This window comes from Solitalea lacus (genome assembly GCF_022014595.1).
GTDB classification, from domain to species: domain Bacteria; phylum Bacteroidota; class Bacteroidia; order Sphingobacteriales; family Sphingobacteriaceae; genus Solitalea; species Solitalea lacus.
Genome location: NZ_CP091740.1, coordinates 3,577,300 through 3,599,448 on the forward strand (window position 1 = coordinate 3,577,300; position 22,149 = coordinate 3,599,448).

The 22,149-nt window shown below is 39.3% G+C and carries 20 protein-coding genes; 6 read left to right on the top strand and 14 right to left on the bottom strand.

Going from position 1 to position 22,149, the window contains the following annotated elements:
- Positions 1 to 22 precede the first annotated feature (22 nt).
- The 3 genes from L2B55_RS15365 to L2B55_RS15375 all read left to right on the top strand — a co-directional run bounded on the left by L2B55_RS15365 (position 23) and on the right by L2B55_RS15375 (position 4,609).
- Positions 23 to 535: a cupin domain-containing protein gene (locus L2B55_RS15365; protein WP_237847053.1), complete on the top strand. Its 513-nt coding sequence runs from the start codon at positions 23 to 25 to the stop codon at positions 533 to 535.
- Between the two features lie 271 nt (positions 536 to 806).
- Positions 807 to 3,098, top strand: a complete 2,292-nt coding sequence (locus L2B55_RS15370; protein ID WP_237847054.1) for a GH92 family glycosyl hydrolase — start codon at positions 807 to 809, stop codon at positions 3,096 to 3,098.
- A gap of 71 nt (positions 3,099 to 3,169) precedes the next feature.
- Positions 3,170 to 4,609: an alpha-amylase family glycosyl hydrolase gene (locus L2B55_RS15375; protein WP_237847055.1), complete on the top strand. Its 1,440-nt coding sequence runs from the start codon at positions 3,170 to 3,172 to the stop codon at positions 4,607 to 4,609.
- Between the two features lie 381 nt (positions 4,610 to 4,990).
- Here L2B55_RS15375 and tnpC read toward each other — a convergent pair whose 3' ends face one another.
- The 14 genes from tnpC to L2B55_RS15445 form a co-directional block, all read right to left on the bottom strand.
- Entirely contained in the window at positions 4,991 to 6,532 is a 1,542-nt protein-coding gene (gene tnpC, locus L2B55_RS15380; protein WP_237847056.1) for an IS66 family transposase, read from the bottom strand.
- 51 nt (positions 6,533 to 6,583) lie between these two features.
- Positions 6,584 to 6,913: an IS66 family insertion sequence element accessory protein TnpB gene (gene tnpB, locus L2B55_RS15385; protein WP_255696433.1), complete on the bottom strand. Its 330-nt coding sequence runs from the start codon at positions 6,911 to 6,913 to the stop codon at positions 6,584 to 6,586.
- Entirely contained in the window at positions 6,913 to 7,188 is a 276-nt protein-coding gene (gene tnpA, locus L2B55_RS15390) for an IS66 family insertion sequence element accessory protein TnpA (RefSeq protein WP_237845749.1), read from the bottom strand. The genes tnpB and tnpA overlap by 1 nt, the downstream gene beginning before the upstream one ends.
- A 60-nt stretch (positions 7,189 to 7,248) precedes the next feature.
- Positions 7,249 to 7,776: a CopD family protein gene (locus tag L2B55_RS15395; RefSeq protein WP_237847057.1), complete on the bottom strand. Its 528-nt coding sequence runs from the start codon at positions 7,774 to 7,776 to the stop codon at positions 7,249 to 7,251.
- An 8-nt stretch (positions 7,777 to 7,784) separates the two neighbouring features.
- The gene (gene hemE, locus L2B55_RS15400) at positions 7,785 to 8,816 is read right to left on the bottom strand and encodes a uroporphyrinogen decarboxylase (protein ID WP_237847058.1); all 1,032 of its coding nucleotides are present in this window, start codon (positions 8,814 to 8,816) and stop codon (positions 7,785 to 7,787) included.
- Between the two features lie 50 nt (positions 8,817 to 8,866).
- Positions 8,867 to 9,565: a response regulator transcription factor gene (locus L2B55_RS15405; protein WP_237847059.1), complete on the bottom strand. Its 699-nt coding sequence runs from the start codon at positions 9,563 to 9,565 to the stop codon at positions 8,867 to 8,869.
- Between the two features lie 118 nt (positions 9,566 to 9,683).
- On the bottom strand, positions 9,684 to 10,550 hold the full coding sequence (locus L2B55_RS15410) for a sensor histidine kinase (protein ID WP_237847061.1): 867 nt from the start codon (positions 10,548 to 10,550) through the stop codon (positions 9,684 to 9,686).
- Positions 10,551 to 10,614: 64 nt separating this feature from the next.
- Positions 10,615 to 11,976 (bottom strand): glutamate-1-semialdehyde 2,1-aminomutase, encoded by a 1,362-nt coding sequence (gene hemL / locus L2B55_RS15415; RefSeq protein WP_237847062.1) that lies wholly within the window; start codon positions 11,974 to 11,976, stop codon positions 10,615 to 10,617.
- An 86-nt stretch (positions 11,977 to 12,062) separates the two neighbouring features.
- Complete coding sequence (gene hemB / locus L2B55_RS15420; RefSeq protein ID WP_255696486.1) at positions 12,063 to 13,031, bottom strand: porphobilinogen synthase; 969 nt, start codon at positions 13,029 to 13,031, stop codon at positions 12,063 to 12,065.
- Positions 13,032 to 13,110: 79 nt separating this feature from the next.
- A complete protein-coding gene (gene hemC / locus L2B55_RS15425; protein ID WP_237847064.1) occupies positions 13,111 to 14,694 on the bottom strand; it encodes a hydroxymethylbilane synthase in 1,584 nt (527 codons plus the stop codon).
- A gap of 43 nt (positions 14,695 to 14,737) precedes the next feature.
- Positions 14,738 to 15,964, bottom strand: a complete 1,227-nt coding sequence (gene hemA / locus L2B55_RS15430; RefSeq protein ID WP_237847065.1) for a glutamyl-tRNA reductase — start codon at positions 15,962 to 15,964, stop codon at positions 14,738 to 14,740.
- 485 nt (positions 15,965 to 16,449) lie between these two features.
- Positions 16,450 to 18,462 (bottom strand): (E)-4-hydroxy-3-methylbut-2-enyl-diphosphate synthase, encoded by a 2,013-nt coding sequence (gene ispG / locus L2B55_RS15435; protein ID WP_237847066.1) that lies wholly within the window; start codon positions 18,460 to 18,462, stop codon positions 16,450 to 16,452.
- Between the two features lie 145 nt (positions 18,463 to 18,607).
- Positions 18,608 to 18,805, bottom strand: coding sequence for a PspC domain-containing protein (locus L2B55_RS15440; protein WP_237847068.1), 198 nt, complete (start codon positions 18,803 to 18,805; stop codon positions 18,608 to 18,610).
- A 35-nt stretch (positions 18,806 to 18,840) separates the two neighbouring features.
- The gene (locus tag L2B55_RS15445) at positions 18,841 to 19,542 is read right to left on the bottom strand and encodes an SDR family oxidoreductase (RefSeq protein WP_237847069.1); all 702 of its coding nucleotides are present in this window, start codon (positions 19,540 to 19,542) and stop codon (positions 18,841 to 18,843) included.
- A 135-nt stretch (positions 19,543 to 19,677) separates the two neighbouring features.
- Between L2B55_RS15445 and L2B55_RS15450 the strand changes: the two genes are divergently transcribed.
- The 3 genes from L2B55_RS15450 to L2B55_RS15460 all read left to right on the top strand — a co-directional run bounded on the left by L2B55_RS15450 (position 19,678) and on the right by L2B55_RS15460 (position 22,138).
- Positions 19,678 to 20,412 (top strand): MlaE family ABC transporter permease, encoded by a 735-nt coding sequence (locus L2B55_RS15450; RefSeq protein ID WP_237847071.1) that lies wholly within the window; start codon positions 19,678 to 19,680, stop codon positions 20,410 to 20,412.
- Entirely contained in the window at positions 20,409 to 21,155 is a 747-nt protein-coding gene (locus L2B55_RS15455; protein WP_237847072.1) for an ABC transporter ATP-binding protein, read from the top strand. The genes L2B55_RS15450 and L2B55_RS15455 overlap by 4 nt, the downstream gene beginning before the upstream one ends.
- A gap of 101 nt (positions 21,156 to 21,256) precedes the next feature.
- Positions 21,257 to 22,138 carry an RsmD family RNA methyltransferase gene (locus tag L2B55_RS15460; RefSeq protein ID WP_237847073.1) on the top strand — a complete coding sequence of 294 codons (882 nt, stop codon included), beginning with the start codon at positions 21,257 to 21,259 and terminating at the stop codon, positions 22,136 to 22,138.
- The last annotated feature ends 11 nt before the right edge of the window (positions 22,139 to 22,149 follow it).

Sequence of the window (22,149 nt, forward strand, 5' to 3'; positions counted from 1 at the left end):
TAAATTTTAAACTAATAAACCAATGTTACCAGAAGAGCAAACACAAACTACAAACATATTTGAATCAGTTGCAAAACAACTGAAAGAGCAGGGCTTTACTATTGTTGCCAAAGATGAAACACGACCTTGGGGGGGATTCTTTGTACTGGATGAGAATGATGCAGAAAAGTTCATTGAGCAGTACTTTCCGGGTTATAGTAAGGAGCAATTACTGATTGGCAATAAGTTAAGTCCAAAAATTTTACTGGTTGCTCCTAACAAGCGTTTATCATGGCAATATCATTTCCGCAGAGCTGAAATTTGGAGAGTTGTGAGTGGCAAAGTAGCCGTTGCTACAAGTTTTACCGATGAAGAAACACAAACTGATAATTATGAGCCAGGTCAAATTATTGTGCTTCAAAAAGGCCAAAGACATAGACTTATCGGCTTAGATGGATGGGGTTCTGTAGCGGAAATCTGGCAACATACCGACATCAACTCCCCTTCTGACGAAGACGATATTGTTAGATTACAAGATGATTTCGGAAGAAACTAAGATAATCTTAGTCCGTAACTATATTATTCTATTTTAGTTAACGTTTTAGCATTGTTTAATGAAACAGCTAAACTAGTAATTGGATGTTTTTAGAATTGGAAATATTAATACATCCGGGGGCTACTCCGCCTAATTAAAATTACTAAGTTTTTTAAGCAGCAGTGTATTAATCATTAGTACTATTTAATACACTGGCTAAAACGTCTTTTAACTAAATATTACCTCTCAAGTTTCCGCTCAAACGGTTTCCTTTATCCCCTGCCACTGATTTATGAAAAGAACAATCATTATACTTTTAGTTCTCATTTATTGCTCCAAAGCATTTGCACAACAGGTAGCTAAAATAACTGATCCTGTAGAATGGGTAAACCCTCTAATGGGTACCGATTCAAAACACAGTTTATCCAACGGAAACACTTACCCGGCTATAGCAGTTCCTTGGGGAATGAATTTCTGGGTACCACAATCAAATGTTATGGGCAACGGTTGGGCTTATCAGTATTCTGCAGATAAAATCAGAGGATTTAAGCAAACCCACCAGCCTTCACCCTGGATGAATGACTACGGTCAGTTTTCAATTATGCCCGTTACCGGAAAATTAAAATTTGACCAGGACGAGCGGGCAAGTTGGTTTTCGCACAAAGCCGAAACCGCTAAACCCTACTACTATAGCGTCTACCTGGCAGATGCTGATGTAACTACTGAAATTACGCCAACAGAACGTGCGGCACAGTTCCGATTCACTTTCCCGCAAACCAATGATGGTTATATTATTATAGATGCTTTTGACAAAGGATCTTACATTAAAATTATCCCAAAAGAGAAAAAGATAATTGGTTATACCACCAAAAACAGTGGTGGAGTAACCGATAACTTCAAAAACTATTTTGTCATCTACTCCAACAAGCCATTTGCATTTGCGCATACCTTTCACGGAAAACAGCTTGCTAAAGATACCATTGAACTGACAGGAAATCATGTAGGAGCCATTGTTGGGTTCAAAACAGCAAAAGGTGAAAAAGTGGAATTGAAAGTAGCTTCTTCCTTTATCAGTTTTGAACAAGCCGAACTAAATCTTCATCGGGAAATAGGCAACAAAACATTTGAAACTACCCAATCGGAGGCCAAAAAAGCATGGAATAAAGAATTAAGTAAAATTGAAGTAGAAGGTGGAAGTATTGATCAGATTCGAACGTTTTATTCATGCATGTACCGTACGCTCCAATTCCCACAAAAGCATTATGAATTGGATGCAAATGGCAAAGTAATTCATTACAGCCCATACAATGGAAAAGTACTTCCCGGGTATTTATTTGCCGGCACAGGTTTTTGGGATACATTCCGCGCCCTCTATCCTTTTCTTAACCTTGTCTATCCTTCTATCAACAAAGAAATGCAGGAAGGTTTGATCAATGCTTATAAGGAAGGTGGATTTTTGCCTGAATGGTCAAGTCCCGGATTCAGAAACGTAATGGTTGGCAATAATTCAGCTTCAATTGTTGCTGATGCTTATTTAAAAGGATTAAGAGGATACGACATCAATATTCTTTACCAAGCATTGAAACACGGTGCCAATAATGAAGGCCCTATGGATGCTGTTGGGCGCAAAGGTGTTGAATACTACAATACGCTTGGATATGTTCCTTATGATGTAAAAATCAATGAAAATGCTGCCAGGACTCTTGAATATGCTTTTGATGACTTTAGCATCTATAAACTGGCAAAGGCTTTAAATCGTCCTAAGGAAGAACAGGATCTTTATGCAAAACGCTCCCAAAACTTCCGCAATCTATTCGACCCTGAAACTAAGTTAATGCGAGGCAAGAATAAAGATGGTTCCTTTCAATCTCCGTTCAACCCCTACAAATGGGGAGATGCTTTTACCGAAGGAAACAGCTGGCATTATTCATGGAGTGTTTTCCATGATGTTAAAAACCTGGCTGAGTTAATGGGAGGAAAAGCTCAATTTGCCAAAATGCTTGACTCTGTTTTTACTACTCCGCCCATTTTTGACGATAGTTATTATGGTGGTGTAATTCACGAAATCAGAGAAATGCAGATTATGAATATGGGACAATATGCCCACGGCAATCAGCCAATTCAACATATGATCTATTTATACAATTATGCCGCTCAACCATGGAAGACCCAATATTGGGTTCGACAAGTGTTAGATCGTTTTTATAAAGCTACACCAGATGGTTATTGCGGAGACGAAGACAATGGTCAAACATCAGCATGGTATGTATTTTCATCCATGGGCTTCTATCCTGTTTGTCCCGGAAGTAATCAATATGTTTTGGGAGCACCATTATTTAAAAAGGTAACAATTCAACTTGAAAACGGAAAAACCTTTACTATTCAGGCGCCTGAAAACAGTGACAAAAATCTTTATATAAAGAACGCCTTGTTTAACGGTAATTCTTATACAAAAAACTGGATTAATCATTTTGAAGTAATGAAAGGCGGAAATTTGTTATTTGAAATGAACGCAGCCCCTAATCTGCAGAAAGGAACAAAACCTGAAGACGAGCCTTATTCATTTAGTAAAGATGAAAAGTAATTAATAGCAACCACTAAAAAAGCGACTTTGGAAGTACTTAATTCAAAGTCGCTTTTTAGCATAAACTGACTATGAAAAAGTTCATTATAACAGCCACTTTACTGCTTTCTGGCTTTATATCCATTAAAGCTCAGAATCAATATCCAGAATGGTTAAAAAGTGCTGTTTTCTATCAGTTGTATCCGCAAAGTTTTAAAGATTCTGACGGAGACGGAATTGGTGATTTAAAAGGTATTGAATCAAAACTCGATTACCTTCATAACCTAGGGGTTACAGCCATTTGGATGAACCCAATTTTTGAATCTCCTTTTCGGGATGCAGGATATGATGTTAGTGACTTTTATAAAATAGCACCCCGATACGGCAACAACAACGATTTACTAGCGTTGCTAAATGCGGCCCACAAACGGGGAATAAAAATTTGCCTTGATTTAGTAGCGGGTCATACTTCCGATAAACATCCCTGGTTTAAAGCATCAGCACAAGCTGATTCAAATGAATTCACCCATCGTTATATCTGGACATCTTCCAAAGACATCCTTCCCGGAAGTTTTTTCATTAAAAACGACTTCCCCAGAAACGGCAATTACCTTAAAAATTTCTTTGATTACCAGCCTGCATTAAATTACGGTTATGCACAACCTGATCCGGCTAAAAACTGGCAAGAACCAGTGACTGCTCCAGGACCTACAGCAACAAGGGAAGAACTTAAAAAGATTATCGCTTTCTGGATGGACAAAGGGGTTGACGGTTTTAGGGTTGATATGGCCTTTTCATTGATCAAAGACGACGAAAACCTTGTGGAAACTAAAAAACTTTGGACAGAAGTAAGAGCTTGGTTTGAACAAAAATATCCCCAAGGAGTGTTAATTGCCGAATGGAGCAAACCTGAATATTCAATTAACGCTGGCTTCCATATTGATTTTATGATGCATTTTGGTGTTCCAGGATATCCCTCATTGTTTTTTAATAAATGGGGAACTTTTAAATCCCAAAATCCTTTTTTTGATAAAAGAGGCGACGGAGACTTTTCGGATTTTTGGAACAATTACAAAAAACAATTAGAGCTCACTCAGGGCAAAGGCTATATCTCAATACCTTCAGCCAATCATGATTTCCAACGACCCAATTGCGGCAATCGTAATTCAACTCAGGAATTAAAAACCGTAATGGCCTTTTTACTTACCTGGCCCGGCATCCCGTTTATTTATTACGGCGATGAAATTGGAATGCGTTTTATCGAAAACTTACCCGATATCGAAGGAAGCATTCTACCGGATGGAAATAACCGCGCAGGTACCCGGACACCCATGCAATGGGATAAAACCGCAAATGCAGGATTTTCCATAGCCCAAAAGATTTATATACCAATTGATCCAGCACCTAACCGACCTATAGTTGAGCAGGAAGATGCAGACAAAAATTCCTTGCTAAACTTCGTTAAAGCCTTAATTAAACTGAGAAAAGACAATCCTGCTTTAGGTAACGACGGAAAAGTTGAGGCACTATAAATCAATAAAAAAGCATACCCCATTGTTTACTTAAGTTCCGATGGACGTCAACAGTTTATAATTGTCATCAACCCAAAAGAAAAATCTGTTTCTGCTAACTTCAACTTGCCAAATGCCCAATCATTATTGCCGATTTATTCATCTAAATGCAAAATTAAGTTGAAACATAATAAATGTTCTCTACAAATAAATGGTATTGGATATGGTATTTACAAGGTTAAATAGTAATTAAAACAGTTATAGGAGCTTGAACGAAAAGAAGTAAAAAGGCATTAAAAAAGGGCGAGATGTTCATCGCCCCTAAAAATCTTGAGATAGTGATCTATCTAAATTGTAAATCTTAATATCAATTATTTGTATCCGCCCGACGAACCCCGTCTTTTAAAGTTCAGTTAATTTCTTAAAGTTCTGGGGATAGAGGTCCCGGATATTCTTGTGGTTGATGGTCATGATGTTTTCCAGTGCGTATTTTAACCACCCGAAAGGATTGACCTCATTTTTCTTGCAGATGGCAAAGAACGAATAGATCATCCCCGCCCGCGCAGCAGCCTCATGCGTTCCTGCAAATAGAAAGTTTTTCCGTCCAAGTGCGATTGGGCGTATTGCATTCTCGATGGCATTATTATCGATATGAAGGCTACCATCCTGTAGGTAGGCGCTTAGCTTATCCCATCGTGCCATGGCATAGCGCATCGCCTTTCCGATCTGGCTTTTGGGCAAGGTGTTTTTTACCTCGGCGAAGATCCATTTACCGAGCTCGTTGAGTACCGGAAGTGCTTCATCCAGACGTAATTGCTTGCGTTGATCGGCCGGCAGCTGTGCTTCTTTAGCTTTGCGCTCCACCGCGTAGAGCTGCTGGATCAACTCGAGTGCTTTAGCGGCCCTGACCTTATCGTTTTCCAGTGCCCGTTCAAATTCCCTTCGGGCATGCGCCCAGCAGGCTACCGGGATGACCTCGGGCCGCTGGCCTATTTTTTCGTATACGCCGTAGCCATCACTTTGGAGATACCCCTTAAAGTGCGCCAGCATTTCTTTGGTAGCTACTGCACCGCGAGTAGGCTGATAGTCCATCAGGACCAGTCCGTCCAGTGGAGCATGATACACCCAATACCAGCCTAGGTGACAAGCTCCTTTCTTATCACTTTCTAGCACCTTGATGGTCGTTTCATCGACCTGCAAATAACCCTTGGCTTTGATGTCGAACTTGAGTTGCTCAAAGAGCGGTTCGAGTCGTTCCAGCCCTTGTTTGACCCAGCCTTCGAGCGTAGAGGAGGCAATGGGGATGTTTTCCCGGGCAAACCGCTGCTTTTGTCGGTACAGCGGCAAGTGATCCACATATTTATCGGTCAGGATCATGGCCAGCAGGCCTGCGCCCGGAATGCCCTTGTCGATTACTCGTTCGGGAAGCTCTCCGGTGGTGACCCCTTCACCGCTTTTGGCAGCATATTTATAGCGGATATAACGGCGGATGAAGAACCGGGCAGGTTCACACTCCAGCTCTTCAGTAACTTCTTTGCCGATGCATACCATTTCCGACAGATCACCCTGGGGATAGATCTCCACTTCCTCTACCGGTAAATGAGCCGGAAGGGCGGCGCGGCCTTTATGGGCAGACTGTCTTTTACGGGTATAGGTAATCTGTTCTTTGATGGTTTCTTCCTGAAGGGCCACTTCTTCTGCCGGAGCTTCAAATGGCAACACACCTTGTGCGGGATCGCCTTCGAAGCGTTCACGCTTCTGACCGAATTGCATTCGCTTGAAAAGCTCAACCTGCTGTTTAAGGTAGTCGACCTCTTCCTGAAGGGAAGAGTTGATTTTTTGGTAGGATTCAATGGCGGCATCTCTCCTTTCAATGGAGGTATCTTTCTCCTTCAAAAGAGCAATCAGGTTCTCTTTTGAGAGGTTTTCCAGTGCCATATCCATGACGTGAAAATAAGCAAAAAACCGCGTTTAGGCAAATAAAAAGGCACTTTTTTATACTTGGTAGCGGCGTAACTGTCGACTCTTTTGCACCTCGACCCCTTCGATCATCAGCACCAGATCCGCCCAGCTCAGCTGCCCTTTGGACGATGCCGGGAAGGTCCCCTCTTCCAGGCGCTTATAGTACAACACAAAGCCTCCGTGTTCCCAATGCAGCAGCTTGATATGGGTGCGCTGCCGGTTTAGAAAGACGAAGACGTCCCCACTGGTAGCATTCCCCTTGAGCTCCGAAGCAACCAAGCCACACAAGCCGTCGAATGATTTGCGCATATCGCAGTGTCCCTGGTACAGCAAATACCGATGAGAAGAGTTCAGGCTAAACATCAGTAGAGGCGGATCAGTTCAGCAAGGAGATGCACAGGAGCGGAACTTGCGTTAAGCCGTACGCCATTAGGATAGATGATCTCAAGGGTTGCTGAGACCGCTTCAGTTGGGGGAGTGATGGCAATAAAACCTGTTTCAGTCCTTGCTTTACATCGTGCCACCCAGTTGGCAAACGTAGTTCGCTTTACCCCGATCATTTCACAATAAGCTTGCTGGGTTAACCCGCTTTCTTTCCATTGCTGCACGGCTAGGCGCATTTGCTCTATTTTTTTCATCCAACAAAGAAAAGATACCAGGAGGAAACTGTAAAGATGGGGTTGGTCGGGTGCTTACAATTATTTCGTTCTATATCGCTTATAAATCTTTACAGCCATCATAATGATTATACTGAAAAGAATCAATCCGGCAAAGCCCCATAGCCATGAAACTGCATTTTTTAACACAACCAGAAAAACAATGGCAAAAAGGAAAATAGTTGCAACCTCATTCCAAACTCTCAATTGGGTTGAAGTCCATTTAAATATACCTTGGCGCAACTGCTTCATAATGGCCTGGCATTTAAAATGATACCAAAGCAAACCTGCAACAAACACCAACTTAACAATCATCCAAGGATGATTATACCATTGATATTCAATCATTAACCATAAGCCGGCACAAACAGTTAGAATCATCGATGGGGTTGTAATAATGTTCCATAATTTGGACTCCATCACTTCAAACTGAGCTTGCAATACCTTTCGTTCTGTTTCTGCGCGTTCGTTGGCCTCAGTATGGTAAATAAATAATCGGACCATGTAAAATAAGCCGGCGAACCAGCTTACTACAAAAATGATATGAACGGCTTTGATGTATAAATACACGATGCTTATTAATATTTAAACTCTTTAATTACATCGATTGCATACTTCACATTATCAAACGGAAGATCAGGCATAATACCATGACCTAAGTTGAAAATAAAGCCATTTTCGCCACGCATACGCTCTAATAAGCGTAGTACACGCTCTTTAATTACTTTTTTATCGGCATATAAGATATGCGGATCAAAATTACCCTGAACGGCAATATTTGAAGGCAAACGCTTTTTAATATCAAGCAAATCAATATTCCAATCGATAGAAATCACATCCGGTTTAGCTTCAGCCATTAAAGGGGCAAATACAGAGCTTCCTTTACAGAAAGAAATTACCGGAATATCTTTTCTGTTGAGCTTTGAAATAATTTCTGCAATATAGAAATGTGAAAATTCCTTATAGTCATCCCAAGCCAAAGCTTGCGCCCAACTGTCAAAAATTTGGATGGCATCAACCCCTGCCTCAATTTGCATATTCAAATAGTCTGCAGTGATAATTGCCAGCTTCGACAAAAGAGCTTTAGCAGTTTCAGGTTCGTTATGCAACATTAATTTGGTTAGCTTAAAATCTTTGGATGATTTTCCTTCTACCAAATAGCTCATAACTGTAAACGGAGCACCTGCAAAACCAATTAAAGGTGTTTTATGCGGAGCTAATCGTTCCTTGACAATTTTAATTGCATCAGCAACATATTTCAAAGCCTCTTTTGCAGGAGGTACTTCCAAAGCCTCCACATCCTTCATGGTACGTACCGGGTTAGCAAATTGAGGACCAACACCTTGCTCAAATGAAAGTTGTCCACCCATTGCTTGGGCAGTTACCAAAATATCTGAAAACAAAATGGCTGCATCAATTCCCAAAAGATCAACTGGAAGCATTGTTACATCGGCCGCAATTTCAGGAGTTTGGCACATCTCAAGAAATGTATATTTATTCTTGATCTCCCAATATTCTTTCATAAATCGTCCTGCCTGGCGCATCATCCAAACTGGTGGACGTTCTGTTGGCCGCGAAAACGCAGCATTTATAAATAGAGAATTTTGCATACAAAATATAGAGTCATTCCTAGGCGGATGACAAGTTTATGTTAGTTTCCTTAATCGGTAAATTTATATCCTACGCCACGCACAGAATGAAAATAGCGGGGTTCTTTAGGGTTAGGTTCAAAATATTTACGGAAAGAGAGGATGAAATTATCGATAGTACGGGTTGAAGGAAAGACATCATAATTCCAAACCGTTTCAAGAATTTGCTCACGAGACACCACTTCGCCCTTGCGCTCAATCAGCAACTTAAGTAACATTACTTCTTTTTTGGTTAGCATTGTTACCGAGCCATCTTCGGAAATGAGTTCAAAGCTTGTGAAGTTAATCTCTTTGCCACCAATCTTATAGGTGTTCAGTGATTTACCTTCATCAGTATTTCTTAGGCTACGTTTAACCAAAATACCTACGCGCAAAATCAATTCTTCAAGATTAAATGGTTTGGTCAGATAGTCGTCAGCTCCCTTTTTCAAACCCATTACACGATCCTCGCTGGTATTTTTAGCTGTTAGAAATAAAATAGGCACATCATAATTTTGCAATCTTATAGTTTCGGCAACCTGAAAACCATCTATTTCTGGCAACATCACATCCAGCAATACCAGGTTAAAGCGTTCTTCCTTTATTAAGCGAAGTGCTTTCTTACCATCCATTGCTGTAGTAACATGATAACCTTCCAGTTCAAGATTAAGCTTAATGGCTTCGAGCAAATGCTCCTCATCTTCAACCAATAATATGCGAGATTGACTCATATGACGGATGTTTTTTACAGTGCAAGTTTATGAAATTGATTGGCGGTTTTTGGTAACGCCAGTGTCATTTTTATACAGAAAGAAGAAGTAGGTTTTTTAAGAAGGTTTGAACTTTGCTCTAAAAAACCACTTCAAACACGGTTCCATGAGGCTTGTTATTTTTTACATAAATCAATGCCCCATGATTATCAAGCACCTGTTTCACAATGAATAACCCCAAACCTGTTCCTTTAGTTTTACGGGTATCCTCCAGCCCTATCCTGTAAAATTTATCAAATATTTTAGGCTTTTCATCATCCGGAATCCCCACACCCTGATCGTTTACCTTCAGTATCGTTTTATTGTTTTTAGGAAATAACTCAATACTGATCTCCGAGCCCTCCTCTGAATACTTTACTGCATTTTCAATAAGGTTGGAAACTACCAAGTCAATAGTAAATTCATCACCCAACATCCGTATATCAGGAGCGATGCTGGCTTTTACCACTCTTTTTTGTAAGGTATTTTGATGACGCTGAACAACCTCCTGAACGGCTTTTGATAAATTGAATTCCTCTTTAGGATAACTATAAGAGTTATTCTCAATTTTGGTGGCCATCAGCATGTTTTCAACCAAATCATCCAACCGTTCAATGTCCATTAGTGAATTGCTGATAAATGCATTTTGCTTTTCTTTATCCAAATCACGTTTTAATATAGTCTGAAGGTAGAGTTTGATTGACGCCAATGGCGATTTGAGCTCATGGGTAACACTCAACAAGAAGTTTTTTTGACGCCTGCTTAAGGCAATCTCTTCCTGTATAGCCTTTTTGATAGAAAAAGCCCCCCACAATAAGATAATTACAAAAACAGAAAATTCGCCTATTACCATTGCTGTTTTATTGGGCTCAGCTTTAATAAGCAGTTGCCCCCACCACATGAGTTGAAACAACACATAGGCGATTAAAACATAAAAGAGGGTAAGAGGACGAATCTTTCGTTTCATTCTTTAATAAAATGGAACTTGTGACATGAGACTTAATAATTACTTCATATCACAAGCTCTATATCTATCTTTTAAAAGTGATATCCAACGCTTCAAAAATGGCACGTTTTGCAACTTCCAGGTCGATTTTAGTATGGACTGATGAAATAAAGCCTACCTCATAACCTGAAGGACCAAAATAAATACCACGGTTCAAACACTCACGGTGGAAAACTTTAAATTTCTCCATACTAGCTGGATCTATTTGTTCAGCTGTCTGAACTTTCTCTAAATCCGTAAATGCAATCCAGAATATCGAACCAATTTGCTGCACACGTACTTTATAGCTACGCGCAGATGCAAATCGTTGAATTGAATCAGCAAACTCCTGTGTTTTATTGTTCAGCTCTTTATAAAAGCCTAAACGACTTAGTTCAGTAAGCTGTGCAATACCTGCTGCCATGGCTATTGGGTTACCTGATAAGGTCCCTGCCTGATAAACCGGGCCATCGGGAGATACTGTTGACATAATCTCAACATTCGCACCATAAGCTCCAACCGGCATACCTCCGCCAATAATTTTTCCGTAAGTAATAATATCTGGCTTAATTTGATAATAACCAGCAGCCCCTTCAAAACCTAAGCGGAAACCTGAAATCACCTCATCAAAAATTAATAAAGAGTTTTCTGCAGAAGTGATATCTCTTAATGCTTGCAAAAATTCTTGTTCCTGCAATAACAAACCGTTATTTGCCGGAACCGGTTCGATAATTACAGCAGCGATTTGATCTTTGTGTTCAGCAAAAGCCTGTTTTACTGCATCAATATTATTTAAAGGAACTACAATCGTTTCTTTGGCAAATGATTCCGGAACACCCGCTGAGGTTGTTTCACCAAAAGTTACCAATCCAGAACCGGCCTTAACCAGCAAGCTATCTATATGACCGTGGTAGCAGCCTTCAAACTTCAATATTTTATTGCGTTTGGTGTAGCCGCGGGCCAGGCGAATGGCACTCATCACAGCTTCTGTACCAGAACTAACAAAACGCAGCTTCTGAATATATTTGTTGTGTTTAAGAATCAGTTCGGCCAGTTCATTTTCAATGGCAGTAGGCGCTCCAAAGGTCATTCCCTTTAATGCTGTCTCGGTCACCTTCTCGCGTATTTTAGCATTATTATGTCCTAAAATCAACGGCCCCCAAGAACAACAGAAATCAATGAACTTATTTCCATCAACGTCCCATAAATACGGACCATCACCTTTATCAATAAACAAAGGTGTGCCATAAACTGATTTAAATGCTCTTACAGGAGAATTTACTCCACCAGGGAAATAGCTTTTTGATTTTTCATACAACTCTGCCGATTTCTCACGTGAAATATCTGCTTTACCTGTTGTTGCTACCGGCTGGTCAGCTTCTGAACTCTTCTTAAACAATCCAAACATATATGAAACGTAAAATTATAATCTGTTAATTCTAATAACGCAGGCATCTAACAAAACTTATGCCTGTATTTTCAAATTTATGCTAATTATAACCATTTATTGGCTACAATATCGCGAGCGTGATAAGTAATAATAATATTGGCTCCCGCACGGGCAAAGGCATACATATTTTCCATAACTACCTTTTGCTCGTCAATCCACCCTTTCTCAGCAGCGGCTTTAATCATTGAATACTCTCCAGAGACATTATAACAAGCTACGGGAAGGTTAGTATTTTGACGTAAATCGCGTATCACATCCAGGTAAGCCAATGCAGGCTTTACCATCAATACATCAGCTCCTTCTGTTTCGTCTAACTCGGCTTCACGCATAGTCTCGCGAGGATTTCTGAAATCCATTTGATAAGCCTTACGATCGCCTTTATTTGGCGCTGAATCAGCAGCTTCACGGAAAGGACCATAATAAGCCGAAGCAAATTTAATAGAATATGACATGACTGCAGTATTCACAAAGCCTTGTTCATCAAGTTTTTGGCGAATTGCTTCTATCCTGCCGTCCATCATGTCTGACGGAGCTACCATGTCAGCACCAGCTTGTGCATGACTTAAAGCCATCTTGGCTAATACTTCAACAGTCTCATCATTTTGAACGTAATCATCCTTTAAGATTCCACAATGACCATGAGTTGTATAAGCACAAGTACAAACATCCGTAGCGACGTATAACTCGTCTTTGAATTTTTCTTTTAATGCCTTAACAGCTTTATATACGATGGAATCATGCGAGTGTGCTGAATGTGCATCTTCACATTTCTCCTCCCCTACTCCAAATAACAATACTTTATTAATACCTAGTTTAAGGCCCTCTTCTACATCTTTTAATAATGTATCAACAGAAAAATGGCTAATGCCCGGCATAGCATCAATCGGATGAACAATGTTATCTCCTGGAACAACAAAATACGGATACATGAACATCTCTTTGGAAATTCTAGTTTCCGCAACCATTTCTCTAATTACAGGATTCTTTCTTAAACGGCGGGGACGATACAACATATTAATTTCGGATTATAAGTCACGGGTTTCGAATTAAGGAAAATCCGTAATTCGAAACCCGTAATACTCAATTTTATTTTTACAACAACCCGTAAACGGCTTCTGATAAGCCAATTTCATCGGGTGAATAAGGAATTACATAATTGGTATAGCCAAATTCTTCCAGCTTGTTGCCGGTTGATTTACCAATGGCTACTACTTTTTGGTTAACGTAGATTACATTATCGTTTGATAAATATGCTTCTACATTTGAAGGGCTGGTGAACACCAAAATATCAGCTGAAGACTGTCCGATTTCCTTTTCTTTAACCGTTTCATAAACAGGTAAATCAATACTGCTAATTCGGTCAGCCAATTGAACCTGAATAGTTCTGAGTGAATCTTTAGCCTGCGGGAACAATATGGTCTGTCCCTGCACCAAAGGAAGTAAAGACTCCGCTACTTCGCGAATATCACCCGACTCACCAACAAAGTCAGGAATTCGGTTGAAATGACGCAATTCATTCTCCGATCCTCGGCCCATCACTCCTATTTTTACTTTTTTAGGAATAACCGGTTCAAGTTTAAAGAAGTTCTCTACACCATTTTTACTGTTAAAGAAGATCCAATCCACTTTTTTCAAAATGTATGAATCAAAAGTATTGATGATTGGAAACGTACGGATTAACGAACGGTCTTCAATATCCAAGTTAAATTTCTCTAATGAACGAAGGAAAAAGCTATCTTCCGACAATTCACGAGAAATAAACAACGATTTAACTATGTTCTTTTCTTTAGTATAATGATCAACAATTTGCTCTGCTAACCCTTCTGAATTCCTTGTACGAAGAAATAATCGTTCAGGAAAATCACTATCGTCAGTTGCTTTAGAAGTCCACACCTCAAATTGACCATCCTCCTTCTTACAATAAACCCCTAATGGCATGTGGCAACCTCCGTCAAACATATTGAGCACTTTACGCTCAACAGAAATAGTCTCGGCCACCTCTTTATTATGGATCTGCTGTAATAACTTAATCAGTTCAGCATCATTTGCCCGGGTTTGCAATGCCAAAACCCCTTGAGCTGGAGCTGGCACCATTTCAACAGGATCAATTTCTTCCACATGGAATTCACTTAAATCCAACCCTAAACGATGTACACCTGCTTTTGCCAAAATAATAGCATGAAAATCGCCATCACGTAATTTTTGAATACGGGTAGGAACATTTCCACGCAATTCTTCAAACTCAACATCAGGTCTTAAACTTCTGAATTGCGCTTTCCTGCGATTTGATGAGGTACCAACAATTGCATTATAGCGAACCGAAAACTGCAAACTTACATCTACACAATCTTTCAAAATAATCAGCAATTCGGTTGGGTCTTCACGCTCAGACACAGCGGCAATGGTTAATCCTTCCGGAGATTCGGTTGGCAAATCCTTATGAGAGTGTACCGCCAAATCAATATGGCCTTGCAACAACTCATCCTCCAACTCTTTGGTGAAAAAACCTTTACCTTCCAGTTTTGAAAACGAAAGATTAAAAAAGTTATCACCTTGAGTTTTAATGATTTTAATCTCAGATTCCAACCCAATTGCGGCAAGTTTGGCCTTTACATGGTTGGCTTGCCACAAAGCAAGGTCACTGCCTCTAGAGCCTATTACAATTGTTTTGTTCATGCTATATGATTATAGATGTAAAAATCGCTTAAAATTACCGCCATTATTTTTGTTGCATCAAAATTTCCTTGGCCATAACCATGGGAACACTGATGTATTTTTTTTCGACGTAATTTAGTACTTTTTCAAGTACTTCGCGCGAGTTTTCATCCAATGAATTGATCTCATTTGCAAAAACCGATTCTATGGCTTTTGTCTTTATCTCTTTAATTTTTTCAGGAACCTCTCGCATTGCCAATTCAACACGGCGTTGCTTAAGAATTGGGATAAATTCCTGAATGTTCTCTTCAATAATACGCTCTGCAAACACTAGTTCGCCTTTGCGTTCTTCCAAATTGCGGCTTGCTATGTCTTGAATTTGCTCAAGTGAAATAAATGCAGGTGAAAACTGCTCAATCACTTCTGGAGCAGTGTCATTTGGAATAGCCAAATCAACAATTACTTTTTTACCTGTAGAACCATTCACCAGTCCTTGATAAATTTCAGGGGTGATTACAGGTTCTGTCGCTCCTGTACAAGTTAAAATTACGTCAAAACCATCACGATAATTTTTCAGCTCCTCTAAAGGCAATGCTTTTGCACCTATTTCATCTGCCAATACCTGAGCTTTTGATAAGGTGCGATTAAAAATAACGCAATCTTTAAGGTTGTGCTTTTGGAGGTATTTGGTAAGCAATTGAACAGTTTCGCCAGCACCTATAATTAAGAATTTAGCATCGAAGCCGACATTATGCATACGCAACATACGACAAGCCAGTGAAGCCACCGAAACCGGTTTATCTGAAATTCTGGTATTGGTATAAACTTCCTTAGAAGCTTTTACCACTCGATTCATTACCAAACGGAAAAAGTCACCCGTTAAACCCCAATCCCTGCACTCTTCATACATTTCTCTGATTTGCGCCAGAATCTCCTTTTCTCCAACAACCAAGGATTCCAATGAGCATGAAATACGCATTAAATGCTCCAGAGCCGAAGTTCCTGTGTACATAGCAGCATTAACAGAATAATAATCATGCTGTTCAGGAGTAAAATGAGGAAATAAGAATTTGATTATCTTTTTGGTGTAAGCTGAGTCTAATTCCTTTTCACTGGTAAAAACAAACTCAACACGATTACAGGTGGATATATAAAAAAGTTCTCCGAAATTAAATTTCTCTTTTAAAGCTTTTAAGCGAGCTGGTCGTTCGTCTTTCTCAAGAACCAAACTACCAACCTCATCCAATGCACAATTTTTAAACGTATACGCAATAACTTTCAGTGCTTTCAAAACCAAACCTTTTTATAAAACAAAAGCCATTTAAGGCCGCGAAAACACCATTTAGTTAATTCAAATTTATTTTGAAGAACAGATCTTAACCTTTTGGGTTTTCCACAATGCAAATATGCCAATTAGACCGTTTTCTATTTGTCACTTTATTGTAAATCAGTTTATTTAGAAAGAATATAAATAAACACGATTTATGATAGATAAGAATAAGAAACATTCATAATTAATTCTGTGAAAGTAAATTACAATTTGTTTTTTATTTTAATTTATACCTGAATACATCAACAGCAAAAATTACCAGGAAGGCAGACTTCTGCATGTTTCTGCTTTCTGCACTTGCCGCTTTTGTTGCTTAGTAATAATCGGGCATACGACAGATCGTGGGAGGCCCGTATCATTTGGGGAGTAATTCCTTAGGAAGATCTCAAATTCTAGAACCTGAAAAAACCATCAGAGAAGGTGAATACATTTGTAAACAAGGGTGACTAAACGGCTGGCTCCACCCAGTCTCCATGCTCTTTAATCAGATCAATCAGCTCATCGACTGCATTTTCAGCAGGAACATTACGCTTTACCACTTCTTTTTCCTTGTACAAGGTTATTACCCCTGGCCCCGTTCCAACGTAACCATAATCTGCATCGGCCATCTCGCCAGGACCATTTACAATACAACCCATAATACCAATTTTGATTCCTTTTAAATGATCGGTTCGACTACGAATTAATTGAGTGGTTTCTTGCAAATCAAACAACGTTCTTCCGCAGGAAGGGCATGAGATATACTCGGTTTTAGAAATTCGTGTGCGTGTGGCCTGTAAAATACCAAAGGCAACAGAATTAATAGTTTGTGTAGCTATTCCGTCTGCCTGTAACCATAAACCATCTGTTAAACCATCTGTCAGTAAAGCTCCAATATCCGTTGATGCATATAGCATAAAATCATCATCATTGATTTTATTATATGAACGCTTTATAATTACCGGAACATCCAACTGTTGGGTAAGCAAATCAAAAATGAACTGGCGCTGTTCGGCCATTCCATGAATATTTTGTGTCGAAAGAATTAAAACTACAGTTTTATCCTTTGATAAGGTATCCACAAAACCATTGTAAACCTCATCAGACGATTCCAGGAAGATCTTAATATCAGTTTCGACAAAATTTAGCCAGTTATCTTTATTCTCCGCTTTTAAATATTCTTCTGCATTAAATAACGGATGCGCATTTTGCTTGTCTTCCAGATTTAGCCAAGTTCCGTAATTATAAATCTGCTTAAGATTTCCTGGGAAAGAAAACGAAGGCAAAGCATCTCCTAAGAAAACAAAATCAGCAGTTTGTTCAGTAAGATTGTACTTATCTAATAAGGCTGAATAATTATATCCTATTGAAGATAATGCAAACGGGTCTTTGATATTTTCTTTAGACAAATCAACAATTACACGTGGCACATTATGTCCTCCAACATTGAGCACTTCATGTGTTTTGCGACGTTGATAAGAATACGGATCAAAGTTATTGGGAAGAATAATTTCGGGTTGATAAATAGCCTCTTCAGCCACCATTTCCAATTTTTTTGCTCGCATTTCATAGCGTTTTGCCAATGCAGACGCTACGGGAGCTTCAAACTCAGGCTCTTCAGTTAAAGAAACACGAATGGTATCACCCAAGCCATCTTCCAACAAAGTTCCAATTCCTACAGCTGATTTAATACGTCCGTCTTCACCATCACCAGCCTCAGTAACACCTAAATGTAAAGGATAGTTCATTCCTTCGGCAACCATTTTCTCAACCAGCATACGGTAGGCTTGCACCATTACTTTAGGATTACTGGCTTTCATCGAAATCACCAGATTATGATAATCTAAATCCGAGCAAATTCGAATAAATTCCATTGCTGATTCAACCATACCCATTGGAGTATCACCGTAACGGCTCATTATCCGGTCAGATAAAGAACCATGGTTGGTACCAATGCGCATAGCAGTACCGTACTCTTTACAGATTTTCACTAAAGGAGAAAAGCGTTGACGAATACGTTCAACTTCCTGTAAATATTCTGAATCAGTGTAATCTATTTGCTGGAATTTCTTTTTATCGATGTAATTACCCGGATTTACACGCACCTTTTCAACAATGCGGGCTGCCAGTTCAGCAGCATTAGGAGTAAAATGAATATCGGCAATTAAGGGAACATTATACCCGCGATTGCGTAATTCCTTTTTAATTTCAGCCAGGTTTTGGGCTTCCTTGATGCTTGGTGCTGTAATACGCACGTATTCACATCCCGCATCAACCATGCGTATGGTTTGTTCAACGGTAGCCAGCGTGTCCATTGTATCGGTAGTAGTCATTGATTGTATGCGAATGGGATGATGTGCCCCCATCGCTATATCGCCAATGTTTACTTCTCGAGTCACAAAACGGGAATAAGTATTTAAAGAATTACAATACTTACCCTTTAACGCCTTAATGAAATTTAAATCTGCTACCGAATTCATTGTGCAAAAATAATAAAAAGGATAACAGTGAATTATTTAGGCCTTGGTTTATTTATATTGGAAATAAAAAAAGCCTCCACCTACGATAAAAACAACTGTTCATTAAAGTAGTTAAAGGCTTTATTTATCTTACCTAACCAGGCAATTATTGAATAACCTTTGGCTTTTCCGGCATTACTATCCATAAAATAAGGTAAATAAGTACCCCAGTGCCAAATCCAAAGAACAAAATCAGAAATATGATACGCATAATGGTAGGGTCCATATTAAAATATTCAGCCAAACCTGAGCATACGCCTCCAATAACTTTGTTATCCGGATTTTTATACAATCGCTTTTCCATAAATGATTTATTGTTAGTCGTTAAAAAAAAATCAGCTAAACTTCCCCAAGCAATGGCCGTATTAAAATTTCATCCACAACAGCTCCTTCACTCATTTTATAAGCATTCAAAACTGCCGATGCCACATCTTCCGGTAAAACAAAACGTGATCCAGGAATAGTAGTACCCGACCAAGAGGCTGTAAGAGTTGACCCCGGTAAGACAGCAGTTACCTTTACACCTTGGTGCATTAATTCTTCGCGCAGCACTTTTGTTAGTCCCATTAATGCATACTTAGAAATACTGTATGAACCTGCAGCAACCACCGGTTTAATAGAAGCTGTTGAACAGATATTAAAAATATGCCCTTGGCCGTCTTCAATCATTCCACCGGTAAAATATTTTGAGAGATAGTATGCCGAATACAAATTAGTGTCAATCATTTGCTCCAACATACCATCCTCTTCATCCATTACAGAACCAGGAACGTACAGGCCAACGTTGTTTACCAAAACATCAACCTTAGCATATCTATCCAATACCTTATCAACAAAGGCAAGTAATTCATCACGATTGGAGCAATCGACCGCTTTGTATAAAATCTGAATATCAGGATTTAGCTGCTGAAGTTGAGTACTAAATTCAACCAGCTCATTTTCATTACGGGCACAAATAGCCAAATCAAAGCCTTCTGAAGCAAAAACTTCTGCTATAGCCTTTCCAATTCCTTTTGTAGCACCTGTTATTACTGCAAGCATAACGTAAAAGTAAGATATTTGACTTAAAGTTACACATCCTCAATAAAGAGTTGCTTATTTTCCAGCTATGCCGGGAACCAAGAACTATGGAATTAAGGACTGAATAATTTTCACTATTTTCGCAAAAATTATTTTATGCTGTTCTACCATTTAGGAAAGTACGTTTTATTGATGAAAGCGGCGTTGAAACGCCCTGAAAAATGGAGTTTTTACTGGAAAGAAATTGCCCGTGAAATGGTTTCCATAGGTGTAGGCTCATTGGGAATCATTAGCATTATTTCAGTTTTTATGGGAGCAGTAACTTCCGTACAAACCGCATTTCAGCTAATCAGCAATTTAATTTCACTTTCGGTAATTGGACAAATTACCCGTGATAATTCAATTCTGGAGTTAAGCCCGACCATTGGTGCCTTAGTATTAGCCGGAAAAACAGGCTCAAATATTGCTTCACAAATAGGAACCATGCGTGTTACTGAACAAATTGATGCGCTTGAGGTTATGGGCGTTAATTCCCCGGGATACCTTATCTTTCCTAAAATCATTGCCGGTGTAACGATGATCCCGCTGCTGGTTATTATCTCAATAACACTCAGTATTTTGGGAGGTGGCATTGCAGGAGTTTTGTCTGGAGCATTATCACAAGCTGATTATATTTCTGGTGTACAGGCCGAATTTAACAACGTCATTTTGGTGGCCGGTATGGTAAAATCAATTATTTATGCATTTATTATTACTTCGGTTTCGGCTTACCAAGGGTTTTACACCAATGGAGGCGCCTTGGAAGTGGGAGAATCAAGTACCCGTGCGGTAGTAGTAAGTTGTATTTTAATTTTGTGTGCTGACTACATTGTAGCCCAACTGTTATTATGATAGAAATTAAAGACATCAGAAAATCATTTGACGACAAAGAGATATTGAAAGGAATTTCTGCAACTTTCAAATCGGGCTCTTGCAATATGATTATCGGAGGTAGTGGATCAGGAAAAACGACTCTGATTAAGTGCATGGTTGGATTACACGAAGTAAATTCAGGAGAAGTACTGTATGATAACCGTGATTTTACTAAACTGAATTTTGAAGAACGTATTCCTATCCGGAAAGAAATTGGAATGCTGTTTCAAGGTTCGGCCTTATTTGACTCACTCACAGTTCAGGACAATGTGATGTTTGCCTTAAATATGTTTACTGAAATGAGTTATGCAGAAAAACTGGAACGTGTAAACTTTTGTTTGCATCGTGTTAACCTCGAAAATGTAAACAATAAGTTTCCGGCAGAGCTTTCAGGAGGGATGAAGAAACGTGTGGGCATTGCTCGGGCTATTGCAATGAAACCCAAGTATCTTTATTGCGATGAACCTAACTCCGGCCTTGACCCAAAAACTTCAATAGTAATTGATAACCTCATTCAGGAAATTACAGATGAGTTTAAAATTACCACCATTGTAAACACCCATGATATGAACTCGGTTATGGAAATTGGAGACAATATTGTGTTTTTGCATCAAGGACAAAAGTGGTGGGAAGGCAGCAATAAGGAAATAACGCATACAGACAACGGAGAACTAAACGAATTCGTTTTTGCTTCAAAACACTTCAAAGAGTTACAAAAGTAATGATTGAGATTTTGAGAAATCGATTTAAGCAATAACCATTCAGTGCAAACTGTTTTCTCGCATAATATTCAAATTATCTAATTAACTAATCATCAAAATAAATGATAAACCTCCTTACTCCAACGCATTGGAAAGATTATGAGCTGATTGATTGCGGTAATTTCGAAAAACTGGAGCGTTTTGGAAAATATATACTTATCCGTCCTGAACCCCAGGCTGTTTGGGACAAAACCTTAAGCGAAGGTGAATGGCAAAAACTTCATCATATAAAGTTTAAAGGACGCACAGCTACTTCGGGTGATTGGTCTAAGAAAGACAAAGCCCTACCCGATCGCTGGCATATTGAATACAAAACCAAAGACCTCGATCTGAAGTTTCGATTGGGTTTAACATCATTTAAGCATGTTGGTATTTTTCCTGAACAGGCAGCCAACTGGGATTACATTGCTGAATCCATTAAAATGATGAAAACTCCTCAACCAAAATTCCTGAATATATTCGCCTATACAGGAGGAGCCTCTATTGCGGCCCGAAATGCCGGAGCTGACACCACTCATGTCGACTCTATTAAACAGGTAGTTACCTGGGCCAATGAAAACATGGAACTTTCAGGCTTGAGCGATATTCGCTGGGTAGTAGAAGATGCTTTGAAGTATGTTCAGCGTGAGGTTAAACGCGGAAAAAAATACAATGGCATTATTTTGGACCCTCCGGCCTATGGCAACGGGCCAAAAGGCGAAAAATGGAAGCTGGAAGATCAGATCAATGAAATGATGAAGGATGTGGTAAAACTTTTAGATGAAGAAGAACACTTCCTTATTTTAAATACTTACTCCTTAGGCTTTTCCTCTTTAATAGTTGAGAATCTTATTCATTCTGCATTCCCTTCTGTTAAAAACTTTGATATTGGCGAATTATACCTTCAAGCCACAGCTGGCTGTAAACTTCCATTGGGAGTTTGGGGTAAATTCAGATCATTTTAAATACGAAACCA